This is a genomic window from Peribacillus sp. NPDC096379 (genome assembly GCF_044762875.1).
Classification (GTDB): Bacteria; Bacillota; Bacilli; order Bacillales; family DSM-1321; genus Peribacillus.
Map to the genome: position 1 here is coordinate 828,221 of NZ_JBIWFD010000002.1, position 15,698 is coordinate 843,918.

At 33.1% G+C, this 15,698-nt stretch carries 17 protein-coding genes and 2 pseudogenes; 15 read left to right on the forward strand and 4 right to left on the reverse strand.

Annotated features, from left to right (window positions below):
- Positions 1-9: 9 nt before the first annotated feature.
- Positions 10-153 carry a helix-turn-helix domain-containing protein gene (locus tag ACIQZI_RS13180; RefSeq protein ID WP_403073656.1) on the reverse strand — a complete coding sequence of 48 codons (144 nt, stop codon included), beginning with the start codon at positions 151-153 and terminating at the stop codon, positions 10-12.
- Between the two features lie 101 nt (positions 154-254).
- Here ACIQZI_RS13180 and ACIQZI_RS13185 point away from each other — a divergent pair, with 101 nt between their 5' ends.
- The 10 genes and pseudogenes from ACIQZI_RS13185 (at position 255) to ACIQZI_RS13230 (ending at position 4,813) form a co-directional block, all read left to right on the forward strand.
- Positions 255-425: a hypothetical protein gene (locus ACIQZI_RS13185; protein ID WP_403073658.1), complete on the forward strand. Its 171-nt coding sequence runs from the start codon at positions 255-257 to the stop codon at positions 423-425.
- Between the two features lie 128 nt (positions 426-553).
- Entirely contained in the window at positions 554-802 is a 249-nt protein-coding gene (locus tag ACIQZI_RS13190) for a hypothetical protein (protein ID WP_403073660.1), read from the forward strand.
- A gap of 46 nt (positions 803-848) precedes the next feature.
- Positions 849-1,142 carry a hypothetical protein gene (locus ACIQZI_RS13195; RefSeq protein ID WP_403073662.1) on the forward strand — a complete coding sequence of 98 codons (294 nt, stop codon included), beginning with the start codon at positions 849-851 and terminating at the stop codon, positions 1,140-1,142.
- 57 nt (positions 1,143-1,199) lie between these two features.
- The gene (locus tag ACIQZI_RS13200) at positions 1,200-1,856 is read left to right on the forward strand and encodes a hypothetical protein (protein WP_403073664.1); all 657 of its coding nucleotides are present in this window, start codon (positions 1,200-1,202) and stop codon (positions 1,854-1,856) included.
- A gap of 116 nt (positions 1,857-1,972) precedes the next feature.
- Positions 1,973-2,290, forward strand: coding sequence for a hypothetical protein (locus ACIQZI_RS13205; protein WP_403073666.1), 318 nt, complete (start codon positions 1,973-1,975; stop codon positions 2,288-2,290).
- A gap of 182 nt (positions 2,291-2,472) precedes the next feature.
- A complete protein-coding gene (locus ACIQZI_RS13210; protein ID WP_403073668.1) occupies positions 2,473-3,186 on the forward strand; it encodes a hypothetical protein in 714 nt (237 codons plus the stop codon).
- Positions 3,187-3,189: 3 nt separating this feature from the next.
- A pseudogene (locus ACIQZI_RS13215) lies at positions 3,190-3,435 on the forward strand (CPCC family cysteine-rich protein); the annotation flags it as partial.
- A 159-nt stretch (positions 3,436-3,594) separates the two neighbouring features.
- Positions 3,595-3,924, forward strand: coding sequence for a DUF4275 family protein (locus ACIQZI_RS13220; RefSeq protein ID WP_403073670.1), 330 nt, complete (start codon positions 3,595-3,597; stop codon positions 3,922-3,924).
- A 24-nt stretch (positions 3,925-3,948) separates the two neighbouring features.
- Entirely contained in the window at positions 3,949-4,383 is a 435-nt protein-coding gene (locus ACIQZI_RS13225) for a YhfM domain-containing protein (protein WP_403073672.1), read from the forward strand.
- 52 nt (positions 4,384-4,435) lie between these two features.
- Positions 4,436-4,813 (forward strand): hypothetical protein, encoded by a 378-nt coding sequence (locus ACIQZI_RS13230; protein ID WP_403073674.1) that lies wholly within the window; start codon positions 4,436-4,438, stop codon positions 4,811-4,813.
- Between the two features lie 823 nt (positions 4,814-5,636).
- Here the strand turns inward: ACIQZI_RS13230 and ACIQZI_RS13235 are convergent.
- Both ACIQZI_RS13235 and ACIQZI_RS13240 read right to left on the reverse strand, forming a co-directional pair.
- Positions 5,637-6,182 (reverse strand): annotated as a pseudogene (locus tag ACIQZI_RS13235) (DUF3900 domain-containing protein); the annotation flags it as partial.
- Between the two features lie 50 nt (positions 6,183-6,232).
- Complete coding sequence (locus ACIQZI_RS13240; RefSeq protein WP_403073676.1) at positions 6,233-7,363, reverse strand: site-specific integrase; 1,131 nt, start codon at positions 7,361-7,363, stop codon at positions 6,233-6,235.
- Positions 7,364-8,422: 1,059 nt separating this feature from the next.
- Here ACIQZI_RS13240 and ACIQZI_RS13245 point away from each other — a divergent pair.
- Positions 8,423-9,019, forward strand: a complete 597-nt coding sequence (locus tag ACIQZI_RS13245; protein ID WP_403073678.1) for a hypothetical protein — start codon at positions 8,423-8,425, stop codon at positions 9,017-9,019.
- A 191-nt stretch (positions 9,020-9,210) separates the two neighbouring features.
- Here the strand turns inward: ACIQZI_RS13245 and ACIQZI_RS13250 are convergent, their stop codons facing one another.
- The gene (locus tag ACIQZI_RS13250; protein WP_403073680.1) at positions 9,211-9,477 is read right to left on the reverse strand and encodes a heterocycloanthracin/sonorensin family bacteriocin; all 267 of its coding nucleotides are present in this window, start codon (positions 9,475-9,477) and stop codon (positions 9,211-9,213) included.
- Positions 9,478-10,138: 661 nt separating this feature from the next.
- On the opposite strand from ACIQZI_RS13250, the gene ACIQZI_RS13255 reads away from it, so the two are divergent.
- From ACIQZI_RS13255 to ACIQZI_RS13270, 4 genes are all read left to right on the forward strand, one after another.
- Positions 10,139-10,813: a hypothetical protein gene (locus ACIQZI_RS13255; RefSeq protein ID WP_403073682.1), complete on the forward strand. Its 675-nt coding sequence runs from the start codon at positions 10,139-10,141 to the stop codon at positions 10,811-10,813.
- Between the two features lie 516 nt (positions 10,814-11,329).
- Positions 11,330-13,270 (forward strand): hypothetical protein, encoded by a 1,941-nt coding sequence (locus ACIQZI_RS13260; RefSeq protein WP_403073684.1) that lies wholly within the window; start codon positions 11,330-11,332, stop codon positions 13,268-13,270.
- 510 nt (positions 13,271-13,780) lie between these two features.
- The gene (locus ACIQZI_RS13265; RefSeq protein ID WP_403073686.1) at positions 13,781-14,515 is read left to right on the forward strand and encodes a hypothetical protein; all 735 of its coding nucleotides are present in this window, start codon (positions 13,781-13,783) and stop codon (positions 14,513-14,515) included.
- Between the two features lie 111 nt (positions 14,516-14,626).
- A complete protein-coding gene (locus ACIQZI_RS13270) occupies positions 14,627-15,589 on the forward strand; it encodes a hypothetical protein (protein ID WP_403073688.1) in 963 nt (320 codons plus the stop codon).
- The last annotated feature ends 109 nt before the right edge of the window (positions 15,590-15,698 follow it).

A 15,698-nucleotide genomic window follows, 5' to 3' on the forward strand; every position in this document is an offset into this window, starting at 1 on the left:
CAGTTGGAATTAATGTAAGACTATGAAGAGCCTTATTTTATGGGCTTTTTTATTTGTATTAATTCTTTCAATCAAATCCGTAATTTCACAATCTAAGGCTTCACATAACTTGTCAAGTGTATCGAATTTAATACCAGCAGTTTCTTCATTCAATTTATTTCAATTATAATCACATTTAGTACGCACTGGTTAAACCTGCGTAGGTAAAAGATGTTTATTTCACAGTCTCGACTTTTGTTTCACTAGCAGAAGAAGTGGTCATTACAAACAAAAGGCAAATGCTTAATGAGATGGAAAAGGCAATTAATGAAGTTACTGTCAAACAATTAGTTAATCAAATCGCTAAAGAAAGCCTTACAGGAAGAATTGACGATTTTAATTTTGAAATGATCAAAGAAAGAACAAGCGTTATTAAGAAGTTTTAATCGCCACGTTTAAAGTGAGCGAATTCATCGGAAGACATAAGGACCCTTGTTTTTAGTGGGAGTCCGTACATGAAAAATTCGAATTATAAAGGGGATAACTAAAATAAAAAAATCTAATATAAATGTAAATGTTGAGGCTAAAAACACAATGGAAAATTTCTATAGAAACGAAACTTGGTGCATATTGTTGGAAAGGGGAAACGGAAAGTACCTGTGTTGATATCGCTGGACTAGTTGAACTGTTAGAGAACGTGAAACCTATCCATATACAGCCTGGTGTAGAAGTTACGTTTGAGATAGATTATGAACCAAAGCCAAAGGAAGTCAATGTATCAAATGGTGATGCCTTTTATGCCTTGGTTTTGGAAGTGAGATGAATATTTGTAAACGCAACTAAATAGTGGAGGGAGAAGTGTAGCAGGAATGGAAATATACGATTTTATAAGATTAGTTTTTATAACTTTTATTATTGCTATATCTATTGTTTTATTTGCCCAAAGAAAACGAACCAACATCGTTAATGGATTCGTTGTCAGTATCATTGCAATCATTTCTATAATTGTTACTGGAATTAACTTAATTATTATGGGATACATAGCTGATGAATTAGGCTTAGGAGGAGATGTTGTTTCCTCATACATGTTTCTTATTATTTTAGGACTGAATGCACTTAACTCGTTTATTTATTTCAAAAATAAAAAGGTAAAGAACTATTAGGTTAAGCAATAAGACCTTTTATCGTGGTTTAAAAAGGGAAGTAAAGGGAGGAGGGATATGATGATAAGAAGTAAAGTGGCACTCATTAGTTCAGCTATTATTTTAGGTATATGCATGTATTTATATTTCCCGTTTCCTAATCACGTAATGTTAGAAGTACGTTCCACATTCATGTCGTTTCCAATCCGTAATCAAGATGGATTTATTCCCCTTGGTATAATTGGGTCCATTTTGTTTATAATCGCTATGTTTTTATTTGTCATTGGCATGAAGAAATATCGCTTTCGGACAATTATAATAGTTGTAATCGTATATACAATTTTACCTAATCTTCTAATTGCAATGTACCAAGAAACGTTAGCAAGTGGCATTTTAGCAATTTCATACGATGGTAATGGCAATTGCCATTTTGAGTATGTGAGCGAAAACGAATTGAATGGGGAATGTAATCTTGTGTTACATAATCGAAGTAGTAAAGATGTGTCATTTGAATTAGAATTTTTAGATTCTTTTTTAATGGAAGATGAAGTACGAATGGAGTCACTTATGAATATTGCTGGTCCATATAGTATTACGATAGAAGCAAATCGTAAAAAGTCTATTCATTTGAAGGAGTTACTCGAATTATCAGATGTTCCCAAACATATTGAAGGAGGAACATCATTCAATATTCATTTTAAGTTAATTGAAGGAGGGAAAACGCGAACATTATAGCAGATGTTTCTCTTTACTTAAATGGAGTTAAATCGGTTGGGAGGTGAGACATGAAGAAGCTGATTCTAATTATATTGGTTTTTACAATAATTCTTATGTTAATTGGATGCAATTTCATGGAAGAACAGAAGGCAAAAAGCGTTACTAAAAATTATTATAATGCTCTTAAAGATGAAGGTTATGGAGAGGCGCTTGAACAACTGTATTTGTATGATTATACAGAAGATAGACATCCTACAGATGGCACAACATTGAGCGAAGAAGAGGCGAGAAAGTTTTATTTGTGGAAGATTGATTATTTAAAAGAACAAAATTATAAAATCAAGGGTTATGAAATTGAAAATATTAGATATGAAGATGGTCATACATTTTTCTTGAAATTTCACTTAATGTTGAGCAAAATGGGGAAAGTTTTGAACGGTCAGAAACAGTAGATGTTTGGGAAGGAAAAGCATGGATTATCGAAGAGGATGACCCTTTGGCGACGTTTCGTGATGGAAAGATGAATTTTGATATAGAAAAAGAACTGCAAGAAGATGGAATTGATTTCCCTGTTCGATTAAACGATATAAACTAACAATAGTAATAATTTAACAATCTTTTATACGGAGTGAGGATGTTGAGAAAATATTTATATGCAGGGATTTTACTTGGAGCTATCGTTTTAGTAGGGTGTGTAAATGAGGAAATGGAAATTGAAAAGACATCGGAATCTTTGACTGATGGACAAACAGTAGAAATTGAGAGTTTATCTGATACCAACAAAGCCGAAGAAGTTGTAGTGGTAGCACCAACTCTTTTAGATTTAACTCAAGAACAAAAGGAGGATTATTACAAGGAATATGTTACTACCATAGAGAAAGTAAATTCAGAGTATGGAGCAAACTTGGAAATTGAACCTATTGACGAGTTTCTTGATGAATATTGGGTTGAAGTAGAAGAATTTGAGAAAATGGTAGAAGATAGAGCAAAAGCTAAGATTATTGTGTCAAAGAACACCGATACTTATGCTCCTGATTTAGTACCGAAGATAGCAAGACTTCATACTGGGTCCAATGTAAGGACAATTAGTTTTTCAGGTTCTTTTGAGACACAATTAAATTCAAATACACCTGAAGGCAGACAGTTGTTCTCAGGGATGAACTCTATATCTTCGCAAGTAGAGGGTGACGATGGAATCTGGATACAAACAGGATATGATTATTTAACACTTGATAGTGGTCGTTCATATAGTGTTATTGTAGGAGGAAAGTACTCAGAAAAGGGTGTTTCTTCTCCTTGTTTCGTAGAGATAGAATTTCATTGTAATAAATATGGTGGCATTAGTTGATGATGTTGTAGATATAAAACATTAGACGAAGAATCACCAAATACCTACTACATATGTAAAATTTGTTTTTGGGAAGATGATGGGATTCGATTTGATGACCCCGATTATGAAGGGGGGCAAATGAAGTATCTTTAAGACAAGCACAAAAAAATTATTGAATTTGGAGCATCAGAAAAACGCTTTATTAAAGATGTGAGAAAACCAAACGAAGAAGATATTAAAGACTCTAATTGGAAATCGTTTATTTAGAGAAAGGTATTAAACTAACAAGTGCGATTGTTAAATAAGAGCAGTGCAGCGGCTTTTTTTTCTAAATTGGAAGGAGTGTACATATGAAAGCTAACCAAATTATTTTGTCATTATTTCCAATTCCATTCTTATTTCACTTTTATGAGTATAATAGTCACCTTGTTAAACAAGAAGCCTATATATATCTATGATGAAGACGGATTGTGTGGGTTTTTATGGCATGTATTTAGTTATGAGAAGAAGAAGTGTTTGAAAGAGGAACAAGTAGATATAGCCTTTAACAAAGGACAAAAACAGTCTTGTTATGTTTTTTATCAGCATTCCGATGATGCTTATATACTTGAAAATGCTTCATCTTTAACTGCTAATGATTTCGTAAATGAATATGATGTTTATGTGGTGGATAAAGGATTTAACTGGACTTATGTAAGAACTCATGAAACAGGCTGGTGTGGTCCATATTTCAGTAGAAAAGTTAAGACAATCTAAAGCTATATAGAGAGTGGGAGTATCTTGAAAGCTATTTTTCCAATATTGATGGTTATCTGTTGTCTGATTTTTGCGGGTTGCCAATCACCACAAGCAGAAACAATGGTTCTCTTAGATGAAAAAATATCAGAAGTTAAAATTTCAAAATCAAAGGGATTCGGAGGGATGAACGAAGAATTTATTCTAACCTTCAAAGATAAAGAATCCTTAGATATTTTTGAAAAGGCAATTACAACTGCTATTAAACAACTAGGGAAGGTTGATATAGCTGAACCAGAGTACGATGTAATGGTTGAATACATGGCAGAAGAAGGGGAACTGCCTACACATGGAATTCATTTATGGCTGGGAAAGGAAAATGAAAAAAGCACCTTCATGTATATTGCTGATGATTCTGTTTATCTTACATCTCCGCAAATTACGAAGAAATTAAGAATGTTGATATTTTCAGAAAAATGAGCGTAATAGTTTACTCTATGCAAAACAAGATGTATCAGACGTATGGAAATGGGTGAGAGAACCAAGGATTTATATTAAGGAGAATATCGCCTACATCCATGTAGTTAAGTTAGATGGGCTAAATATCTTCTACACTTTAGAAAAAGAAAAAAATCAGTGGAAAGTTGTTAAAAAGGAATCGAAAAAACTTCTGACTGTAGGAAGTGAAGTGATTCTTGAAAAGGTATTTTTAAGGTCGATAGGTAAAGAGATACTCGAAGCGTCTAAAACATACTATGGAGAATTAAGGCTATTTGATTCAGAAAGAATTATTGATATCGTACGTAATGGATTTGATACAATCACAATGCGGGTGCCAGGGTTTGAAGTAATAAAATATGAACATAAAGATGTTTCGGATATTACGAAAATACCATTTGAAATAAATTGATTTTTGCGAAATAAAAGATTTAGAATGGTTTTTGACTGGTTTTGCTCTTTTGCCCTTCCTCCTAACCCTGACACGAGTTAAAATTGGGTGACTCCAGTTTTCATCGTGTTTTTTATTTTTTATGAAAAAAAAGCAGGGGGATAGCAGGACCTGGAAGTGAGTATATGAGAGGATAAAATAGTTTTCAAAGATTGATTTATCGATGTTATAAATAAAGAGAAAAAAGTGAAAGAAGGCAAGAAGGAACATAAGGGAAATGATTCTTTTTTAATCTCGAAGAATAAAGAATGCAGGAAAAATGGCTGAGTAAGCGCATGAAAAAAATAGGAGAGAAGGGAAAGCTTTTAGTGTCTTTCGATATTGTAGGGTTAGTGTTACTTTGTAAATTGTTTATATCAAGCAGGGTAAAAAAATAAGTATAAATAAAAGAGGAAGAATGAGAAAAAACGAAAATGTGTTATAGCATTCAAAACTATTGAATCATGTGTGAGGATTAAAAAAATGGATAAAGAATCGGTCCAATCTTTTTGCCATTCCGCAATATTTTTTCATGACTTAAAATCAATCATGTTCCTTTATGATATAAATAGGAAACTTATTAGCAGAGAGGATGAGTCAAAAGGATTTGGCACTTTTCTTATGAGTCATCCTCACTACTATTCGTGTGAAAATTGTAGGAGAACTTTAACAAGTGAAAGAACAGAATTATTTTTTTATGGTCACAAACCTTCTATTCATGCCTATTTCGTGTTCACAATATTGGTCACATTTTTGGCCATAAATCCAAATTTTTACGCTATACTCCCCTTAATCTCTACTCCGTCTATTCCTTCTGCCGTATCCTCTCCAAAATCGCCATCACATCATCAGGTTTATGAAATTCAATCGGTGAGACGCCTTTTTCAAACACAATGGATTCCGCATCCACAAGTAAAACATAACGGCCATTAATTTTCCCTAAATGGACATTCTCGCCGAAATCAGAAAGCAATCCTTTCACAGAAGTATTGCCAATTGTCATCCGCATTTCTGCATCAGGTGTATGTTCAACGATTTGTGCTGTGGCTTCAATCACTTGATGTGTGTCGAGTCGCTCTTGAATCTCACGTTTTTCGCTCGCTTCCCAAACTTCCATCGCCTGTTCAAATTGTTGCAGTTCTTCGCTGTTATCAGCGAATGTTTCTTGAACATGCTCCTGTACCATATTCATGACTTGTGCTTTCAAAATTTCTGGCATGGATTCACCATAATCAACGAATTTCAAGAAATCTTCGAAATAACGAGCATGTGAAGCTTGATGAATTTTCAGTTCGCCAGGTTCAACCATGCCTTCTTCTGGCATGTAGGGATATTGGATGGATTTCATGTTGATTTATCAGGCATTTGATACACTATTCAAGTCATTGGTCACGCACTTGGTCACATTCCAATAATTTTATCCAATTTTTGCGAGACGGATTTTTGCATATCTGGTAGAACATGACTATAAGTATTGAGCGTTGTTTGAATATCGGAATGACCTAACCGCTCCGAGATAAGCTTCACGTTTACATTTTGCTGAATCAAAATTGTGGCATGAGTATGTCTAAGGTCGTGAAAACGTATCTTAGGTAAGCCCAGCTTCTCTACTAGATTATAGAACTCTTTTCGAAAGTTTCTCGGTATCATGGGTTTACCGTCTCGAGTGCAAACAACTAAGTCGTTATTATGATAACTTTGCCCGTGAATAAGCTTTTCTTGCATTAGCTGCTTCCTGTAGGTTTTCAACTCATCGACAAGTTTATTTGGGATGTGGATGGAGCGTATGCTTGACTGGTTCTTTGCCCCTGCCTTTATTTCAGCGTTTTGCATAAGTGTTTGTCTCACAAAGATAGTTTGTGCTTTGAAATCAATGTCTTTCCACCTTAGACCTAAAACCTCTCCTTGGCGCATTCCAGTATAGATTGAAATGAGAAATCCGATATTACAGCGGGTAAGCCGCTTAATATTCTTAGATTCCCTGATAAAGAAATTGACTTGTTCGATAGACCAAACATTTATTTCTTTTCGCTTTATCTTTGGAAGTGTAATTCCTTCTGAAGGGTTATACTTGATAAGCTTCAAGACTTTAGCTTTCTTTAGAGATGCGCTGACAATTCGAAAAATGAGATGAATAGTGTGTTCTGAATAAGATGTGTTGTTCACGAGGTCATTAACAAATTTTTGAATTTGGATTGGAACTATTTGCTGTAATTTAAGATGACCGAGTCTTGGTCTAATGACATTTCGATAAAAGATTGAGTGAATCTCAAAGGTGGATTGCTGTAATCGATTTTTTCTTTCTTGAAACCACTCATCCATGTATCTATCGTAGGACATTTGTGTTAAATCAAGAAACTCATTTTCTAATATTTCAGCCTTTAACTTAGTCATCGTTTCCATGGCATGACGTTTGGATTCAAAACCTCTTCGTTTGATTTGCTTACGTTTCCTTGTGAGAGGGTCTATCCCGCCATCGAAAACAAAATCCCATTTACCTGTCTTTTTATTTTTAGTAATGCTTCCTTTCATTGCACAAAGACCTCCATATGGTCGTAGGCTTGTTGAAAGGTTTCCATTTATTACTGCATTTTATCATAAATTGTTGATTAGGTTAAGAGTATTGAATTTTTTATGCGCTTTACACGAATAAAGAAATGAACGCCATTTAAATAATTTAATATTCGTAAGCCAAACCTGCTTCCTGCTTGCTTTATATTGGGGGGGCTAGTTAAAACTAATTGAAGAAATTAGTTCTCAAAAACATACTCTAGCACACCATTTCCCCGACTTTTGAGTAAATCCGATTCGAAGACACTCATATTTGCTTCAAGATTATCATAATTAAAAAAGTTCTAAAACAGCGCCAAATCAACAAAATATTTAAAAGGTTAACTTTTTACTTGTAATATAATACAGAGTATATATACTCCGAAACTATAAAATATAACTATAAATATAATATAAGTTAATATATTTCTGTATTAAAGTAGTAGTAAAAAGTTAACCTTTTATATTTGATTGTTATAAAGCTCTTTTCTTGTATGAGTAAGTGCTTTAGTTATGAATATGGTTACGTCAATGTTCAACTAAATAGAAACGGAGAAAGAACTCTTTATAAGACTTTTGAATTATGGAAAAGAGCTTTTCCTGAATTGGATGAAAATGAATATAACTGCATGAAGTAAGCAAAGAGAAAACAACTTTACTATATGTTTAGATTATTAATTTTAATTTATAATAGATAGAACGGGAGCGGCACTCTTTCCTTGGGTGGGATAATTTATATCAATTTAATATTATTTATACTTTAGAGTACATATAACATGTTTCCTGCCAATTCAAATTGAAAGTTAGCTGTTTGTGGCAATTAAACTATGCATGTTTCGGAAGTATGAATTCTAATAGGAATGTATGTTTAATACAAAGATAATCAAAAATAACATGCAGTTTTCTGCATAAATATTATTTTTTGTTATAACGTCCTTATTAAAGTAACGGGCAGTTTAGTGGAACAAGGTTTGCCACATACCACCATTGATATCCTTATGATTTTATCTATACAATGAAGCAAAAACATACTTTGAGAGAGTGAAAAACTTGAAACATAATCAACTTTTATTCTTGTCGTTAGTTAGTAGCATATTGGTTATTTTAATTGCATTTTTTCAATGGAATCTGATTGAAATAGTAACAGAATTTTTAATGCTACCTATTTGGTTAGTGGTATTTGGATTTTTTATTGTCATTACAGTAAAAACAATTATCAATTTATTTAAAAATACGGATTGGAAGCCGTTTGCTATCCAGTTATTAACCGTCTTATTATGGCTGTTCTTTCCTTTCACTCAAGTTATGTTAGATTTGGACTTCAAAACGAATAAATCAGAAAGAGAAGAAGTTGTGAAAATGGTGGAAAACGGCACTCTTAAACCGAATATTTCATACGATTCATCAATTATCCAATTACCTGAAAAATACGACCAATTATCTAAAGGTGGAGGGGAGATTGTTATTGAAAAAAACGGTAGCTTCATTTTATTCTTCACATACCGTGGAATGTTAGATAATTTCTCTGGATTCGTGTATTCACCTAATGATAAGAAGCCAAGTCAACATGATTTTGATGGAGATTTTAAACAAATAGAAAAGTTAGATGAAAATTGGTATTTTGTAGGTTCTTACTAAGCTAACGGGTGCTTTAGTTGAACAGTGGGGTTGCTGTGGGAATCCCATTTCTTATTTGATCGTTACGATTGTGCCCTATCAGTTAGTGTACGATTTTTTGTCCAAAATGAAAATCAGTAAAGAAGTGCCCTTGCCCGCAAATTATGCATGGGCACTTTATTTCAATAGATATCCATTCTTACTTTTGTGAATTAGTAATTGTACCAATCGTCGTAATCGTTGTAGCCGCTATAACAACCACCACAACCACCACAGCCGAAGCAGCCGAAGCAACCGAAACATCGGAATCCTCCACAACGCATACCGCCGCAACGCATACCGCCGCACATCATGCCACCGCACCGCATACCGCCGAATATTATTCTCGAATCCTGACTCTGAGGACCCATTGGAATTAACTGACCAACTTGGAAATTATCCATTCCCAAAGTTTGAAGGTCATTTTGAAAATTGAGCATTTTGATCACCCCTGTTTATTTAATAATTAGGTTGAACTGACATCTAACAAGAGATTTGAACGAAGAAATTTTTTCAGTTATGTGTAATTAAGAGATACTACGTGTACTATCTTCAATAAAATATGCTTACTTTTAGGTGGCTGTTACTGGTTTAAAAGCCTATTTCATGTTAGAAGTATCATAAAATGTTGTGTCTAGAAGTAACGATGGTGATTAATTTTATTCAACTTGTTTTAATTCTCAACGAAAGATCTCTTTAAGGGGAAGATTTCCTTTTGAAAAGGAAGGAACCCCATCAACCTTATTCTTGTTAGGAACGAGAGGTGGACTACTATCCTTGTTTGTATAAGAGCAAGATTGTGAAGTATTACACTTAAACTAACGGGTGCTTTTGTTTAATAAAGAAAATAATTAATAAGTAGAAAATATGCAAATTTTTATTCAAAACTTGATTTCTTTCGGCTTATTTCCTATGCAAAAAAATACTACCATAAACTGCATTTTTTGATTGCCGAATACAAGTTAGCTTAATTTGGGGTGCATTTCACATTGGCTATTAGTGTATGAATATTCTATCCTTCTTGAGGACAAATATTTTCAAGACAGACTATCATAAATTCTATATAATAGGAATATGGGTATTTTGTAGGAGGTATATAGAATGGGTTTATTTCGCGAACTAGGTAATGGGCTGGGAACTCTAGCTGGAACCGTTGTTGGTGGACCAATTAAATTTATAGGAGAAGTCACAGGTGCATCACTACTTGAGGATATCGGTGATGGTGTAAAAAAGGCATCTGCTTTCGCTGGAGATACAATTGGAACGTTAACGGATGGAGCAGTTAATACGGTTTCAGGAATCGTTCAAGATGATGTAAATAAACGAGATGAAGGTCTCAATGACATGGGAGCTGCTGTAGGTATAACAGCAAAAGGTGTTTATTATACAGCTAAAAATGCAGTAAAGAACAGTGGTGAAGTTATTGTTGGAGCTATTGACGGTGATATGGATATGGTGAAAAAAGGTGCTTCAGGACTTGTTACAACTGTAGCAGTAGGAGCTTTAGCTATAGGGGTCGTCGATGTCTTAGATGGAGCGGATGGAGTTTCTACAGACGCTAACATCGCTCAGGAAAATACAGATAATCAGTCACCAGGTACTCATGATGTAAAACCTGGCTATGTAGAGGGCTATACAAGGGCTGACGGTACGGTTGTTTCAGATTATTATCGTGATGGTGATGGGAATCCAAATACTCAATTAACAGAAGAGCAAGGCGGTGGATACGACCGTTCAAACCCTGACAATAATCCTAATAATAATCTAAATGTTTAATCTAATACATTTGCTCTCATCCCCCCCTTGCTAAGCTAAGAAGGGGGTTTTTGGTAAGGTGGGGGATTGCCCATGATATTAAATAGGCGAATATTAATGCTCTAGAAAGCTTTAAACAGGGTGTTACAGGGTGTTAATAAATCATTACTGAATTTAACGCTGCTTAAACAGTCTATTAAAGGGAATAATTGTAGGGTATGGGTTTCTAGATGGTATAAGTAAGAAGTCGTAAATCTGTTAAGATATGATGCTGTAACAATAGGTAACCATATGGAGTAGACTTTTTTAGATAGTGAACTAAAAGGCTGAGTATCCTTATTAAATTAAATGATTACAATATTTTACAATTTAAAAAGAAATTTAATTATATTTATCATTTTTATGTATCAATCCATTGACATTGGGTCATTCGTATAATACAATTATTAGTTGACTAAAATTACGACGGCGTGTTATTATGTGATTAACATAATAACTTTTTTTATTGAAAAAAAGAAGAGTACATGGGGTGGTAAGGTGATAAATTTAGAACATCAAAATAATGATTTTGAGGAAGACTCTATTTATGCTTATAAAGAGTTAAATATTAACTTCCTGGACACTGATGAAGGTAGAGAATACGCAATATCAAATTTTGAAGCCAATAAAATGATTCAAGAATTAGTAGAAAAGGAAATAGAAGTTGATGAAGAAGAACACAAACTTGTTTTTCCAAACCCTTATAGAAATGACAAATATGCCATTGAATATAAAAAAAGATATACTAGGAAAATAGATATTTTTGAGAAAAGTATATTGGACAAAGAAACAGGAGTAGGCATGTTCAGCGCAGTATGCATGGAAGCAGGATTAGGTAAGTCATACCATGCTAATCGTATTATAGGTAACCACTTGAACGAATTCTTAACTGAAAGAGAGCCAAGGAATTTTCTTTTAGTAAAAAGATTTAATTCGGAAATTGAAGAAGCTGTACGTTCAATTCCAATTCTTCCAAATGATACAAGAGTGTTAGGTATCACTAGTGATAATTGGAGTGAGGAATGGGTTAATAAACTCGAAGACTTAGAGAAATTTAGAGTAATTGTGATTAGCCATAAAAGATACATGGATTTGTGTTTAAATGATGAGTTCCGCATGGCATTTACAAAAGGCAGGCACACATTAATCATAGACGAAAAGCCTATTTTCCCTAATTACTCGTTTTCTGAAAAAATATATAAAGAGGTACAACAGGTTGTACCACCACAATTAGACTCTGAGTTTATAAAAATTTCAAGCCCCTTTTTAGAAGCCATTAGGAAGCAAAGGTCATTATATGATGCTAATAAATGCCCTGTTGTTAAAGATATAGGAAACTTGGAAGACTTAAAGGTATTTCAAAAGAAAATTGAGATAAATAAAAATTCAATCACTAATATTAGTAAAATTTATGATTATATTGATACTCTAAGAGTGATAGGAGCTTCTAAAAATATATTCTATCATGGGCAAAGATTGGTTACCTCTAACACAAATCATCGATTGTGGGGTCTAAAGAACAACATAATACTTGATGCTAGTGCTGATATAGATTATACATATAGGATTTCACCTTGGATAAAGCTTTCAGTGCAAAAAGGAATTATCAAACATAAAAATTCTATTGTTTATAGAGTAAACTATAACTCAAGTAAGACTTCAATAAATAAAAGGAAGGAAGAGTATTTTGATAAGGTTTGCGAATTGATAGTAGAAAGAAAAAAAATAGGAATGAAAGTTTTAATCGTTTGTTTAAAGACTCACGAAAAAGACCTTCTAAATGCTTTGGAAAAAAGGGATTTTGATTCCATTGGAGTTGGAAACGATTACAAAGATGAAGAAATTGCAATAAATTGGTTTGGAAACCTAATTGGTAAAAATTTATATAAAGATTTTGAACAATGTTGGGTTGTTGGTACTCAGCATTTACCCATGGAAACCTACCCAGTACAATATCTTCAATATAGCGGAGTTGAAGCACTTGAGGAAGATGTAATTCAAATAGAAAAAGGTAGATTTAAGAACAATAAGTATAAATCCTTACAAATTTCATATTTAGCTAGTGAAATCTATCAAAGTATTAAGCGAATACAAAGAAATGAAAAACCTAATGCAGAATTTTATATTGTTAATAACGATGAAGATGTTTTTGAAATGGCAATTAAAAAATTGAATGGGGTAAGGAGAGGAGGATTAATTGAACTTAACATCGAAAAGAATGATAAACGTAAAATGGGTAAAGATAACAAAATAGTTGAATTAGTAGAGTATCTTAAAAATTTGCCAAAAGGGATTCATAAGAAAAAAGATATAAGAGAAAAATTTGGAATACATCCAAGTAACTTTAGTAGATATTTAAACCCGAATAATTTAGAAATTAAAGCACTAATAGATGCTGGGATTATTGAAATTCAAAAACAAAAAGTTATTAAATTCTAAGTTTATTTCGTGAATACTATATCTTTCTCTTTCAATATTAAAAATCTCATCACTTTCTTTTATTATTTATGGAAGTAGTGATGAGTTTTTATTAGAAAGTGAAAAATGGAGATATAGATTAGGTTACGTCTTAAAATCTGCGAAGCAGTTTTAAGGCGACACTCCACTTTGTGGAACAAGAGTGGAGGGGCAACAGCGAACGTAGTGAGGTGAATGGGGAGCCATCTTTTGGGTTTATCTTGGTTTAAATAATGATTAAACCCATTCCATATTCTTTATATTAAATTTCTATAAAAGGGATTCTACTTCCTTTGCTACCGCACATTTTGCTTCGCAAGAATGTTTGGTTCGTCTTGAATCTGCTGCGCAGAATTCCAGACGTAAACTTATACATACCTACAAATTTGCTTTTAAGCAGCGATATTAATGTAAAAATTAAAACGTAATATGTTTTTTTTATTCCGTATACAACGACAATCTACATCTAAACTAAAATGAGGGACAAACATCATGAAAGATTTACTTAAAACATGCACTAAATGCAGAAAGAAAAAACCTAATACAGATTTCTATCCCAAGCGGGGTAAATGCAAGACTTGCTATAAAGAAACATATGGATATCTTAGTATAAAAAGAAAAGAATTGCTTGAGAGACTTCCCAACACGTTAACTAAAGAAGAAGAATACCAACTCATGGTAGACTCTAACTTTAATTGTATGCTTTCGGGGGTTGGTGGAGGAATAAACCTTGACCATTTTGTACCGCTTGCTTTAGGAGAGCTAGTGTTAGAGTATGGTCTTGGTGGGACAACTTACGAGAACATAATTCCTATTTCTGCAACATTAAATCAATCCAAACAATCTAGAAATCCGTTTGAATGGTTTGAAAAAGCGAGGGTTAAGTACCATCTTGATTCTTCTCTTTGGAATCAAGTAGTTCAGTATATGGCTGATAAAAATCAAATGACTAGTATTCAATATAAGAATCGTATTAACGCTTGTTATAAGCATGATAAAGTAATAAAGTGGGCTGAAAATTTAAATGAATCTCTGAGTAGAGCTAGTCGGAATCCGAAAGCATTATTAAGACAGGCAATACGAAAAGGAATAAATATTGATGTTGTGATTAAAAAATATGGAAACCAACTTTCAGTAGAATATATAAAGTCGCAAAAAGAGTATATAAATGAAGTAAAACTTGAATATGTTGAAAGAGGTGGTTTAGAATTTACACGTCAACGGTAGAAATATATATGTGAGATTTGCTTTTGCTTAGGTGGAGTGGTGGTGAAATAAGTATTTTGTTTTTATTTATAAATATAGTAAAATAGTGCTAAAAAAGCAGGATGTTGAATTATGAAGAGACAAGATATAATATTTGAATTTAAAAAGAAGATAATGAAAGTTGAAGATGAGCATCTCTTAAAGTATTTCTTTGATGGTAAATACTTTTCATTACATCCACTTTTATCATCTTTATGTTTATCACTGGGAAATGTAAATGAAGTTAACCCGGGATATGCTGATGAAATGATAAGAAGATTAGTAGCTTTAAAGGGTAAAAAGGAAGAAACATTAGAAGATATTTTATCAGTCTTTTCTGAAATACTTATCGCTAACCACGCAGTAAGTATTGCAGATTCTATTGATGGGAAAAAATACTTTTTGAATGAGCCTGGATTGAAGCAAAAGAAAAAGAATCCTGAATTTCGGTCTGTTTATAATGGAAAGTATTATTGTGCTGAGGTTAAAAAGCCAAAATTGATTAGTTATAGAAAGACTAGAAAAAGACCATTTCAGTTACCAGCTAGAATGCCTTCTGATTTGTCTTTAGGGTCTAAGGAAGAGACTACCTTACCAAGGGATAATCCAATTAAAGATTTTTTGATTAGCGCTCAGGCAAAGTTTGAAGCGTATCGTGAAGAGTATTCTGATGATTATCGACTATTATTTATAATGTGGGATGATTTCATGTATGAGCCTATTTCTGCTTTAAAGCATCCTTTCCAAGGTTTGCTTACAAAGAATTCGTTTTATAAAGATTCTGAAGGTTTTGCTGTTGAATTTCCTCTTATAGATGGTATAGTCATAGTTAAACATCTTCATAATTTCGAAAACGCTCTTTTAGAATTTCCCCTTAATGACGATATAAGACATGTTTTTCAATATGAAAAGCAATATCCTTTACATGCATTTATTCAGAATCCTTCTGGTCGAAAAGTTCCTGGCGAATTTTTAGAAGCTTTCGATTGTATGGAAGAAGATGCGTTTAACTTATTTGCAGATTATGCAATTACAGACTTTGTTTTTTGGATATAGAAGATATAAATTATTTATTAGCGTTAATTGTATATCCGAGCGTATTTCATAATATAGATATGGTGCAGCGAACAACGAGAGATTCGGTTGTTTGTTTCAGTAATCATGA

Bases quoted from the DNA above. Each gene is read 5' to 3' on its own strand.
- ACIQZI_RS13190 (WP_403073660.1), top strand. From the start codon at position 554: ATGTTGAGGCTAAAAACACAATGGAAAATTTCTATAGAAACGAAACTT.
- ACIQZI_RS13195 (WP_403073662.1), top strand. From the start codon at position 849: ATGGAAATATACGATTTTATAAGATTAGTTTTTATAACTTTTATTATT.
- ACIQZI_RS13200 (WP_403073664.1), top strand. From the start codon at position 1,200: ATGATGATAAGAAGTAAAGTGGCACTCATTAGTTCAGCTATTATTTTA.
- ACIQZI_RS13205 (WP_403073666.1), top strand. From the start codon at position 1,973: ATGGAAGAACAGAAGGCAAAAAGCGTTACTAAAAATTATTATAATGCT.
- ACIQZI_RS13210 (WP_403073668.1), top strand. From the start codon at position 2,473: ATGTTGAGAAAATATTTATATGCAGGGATTTTACTTGGAGCTATCGTT.
- ACIQZI_RS13240 (WP_403073676.1), bottom strand. From the start codon at position 7,363: ATGAAAGGAAGCATTACTAAAAATAAAAAGACAGGTAAATGGGATTTT.
- ACIQZI_RS13250 (WP_403073680.1), bottom strand. From the start codon at position 9,477: ATGCTCAATTTTCAAAATGACCTTCAAACTTTGGGAATGGATAATTTC.
- ACIQZI_RS13255 (WP_403073682.1), top strand. From the start codon at position 10,139: ATGGGTTTATTTCGCGAACTAGGTAATGGGCTGGGAACTCTAGCTGGA.
- ACIQZI_RS13265 (WP_403073686.1), top strand. From the start codon at position 13,781: ATGAAAGATTTACTTAAAACATGCACTAAATGCAGAAAGAAAAAACCT.
- ACIQZI_RS13270 (WP_403073688.1), top strand. From the start codon at position 14,627: ATGAAGAGACAAGATATAATATTTGAATTTAAAAAGAAGATAATGAAA.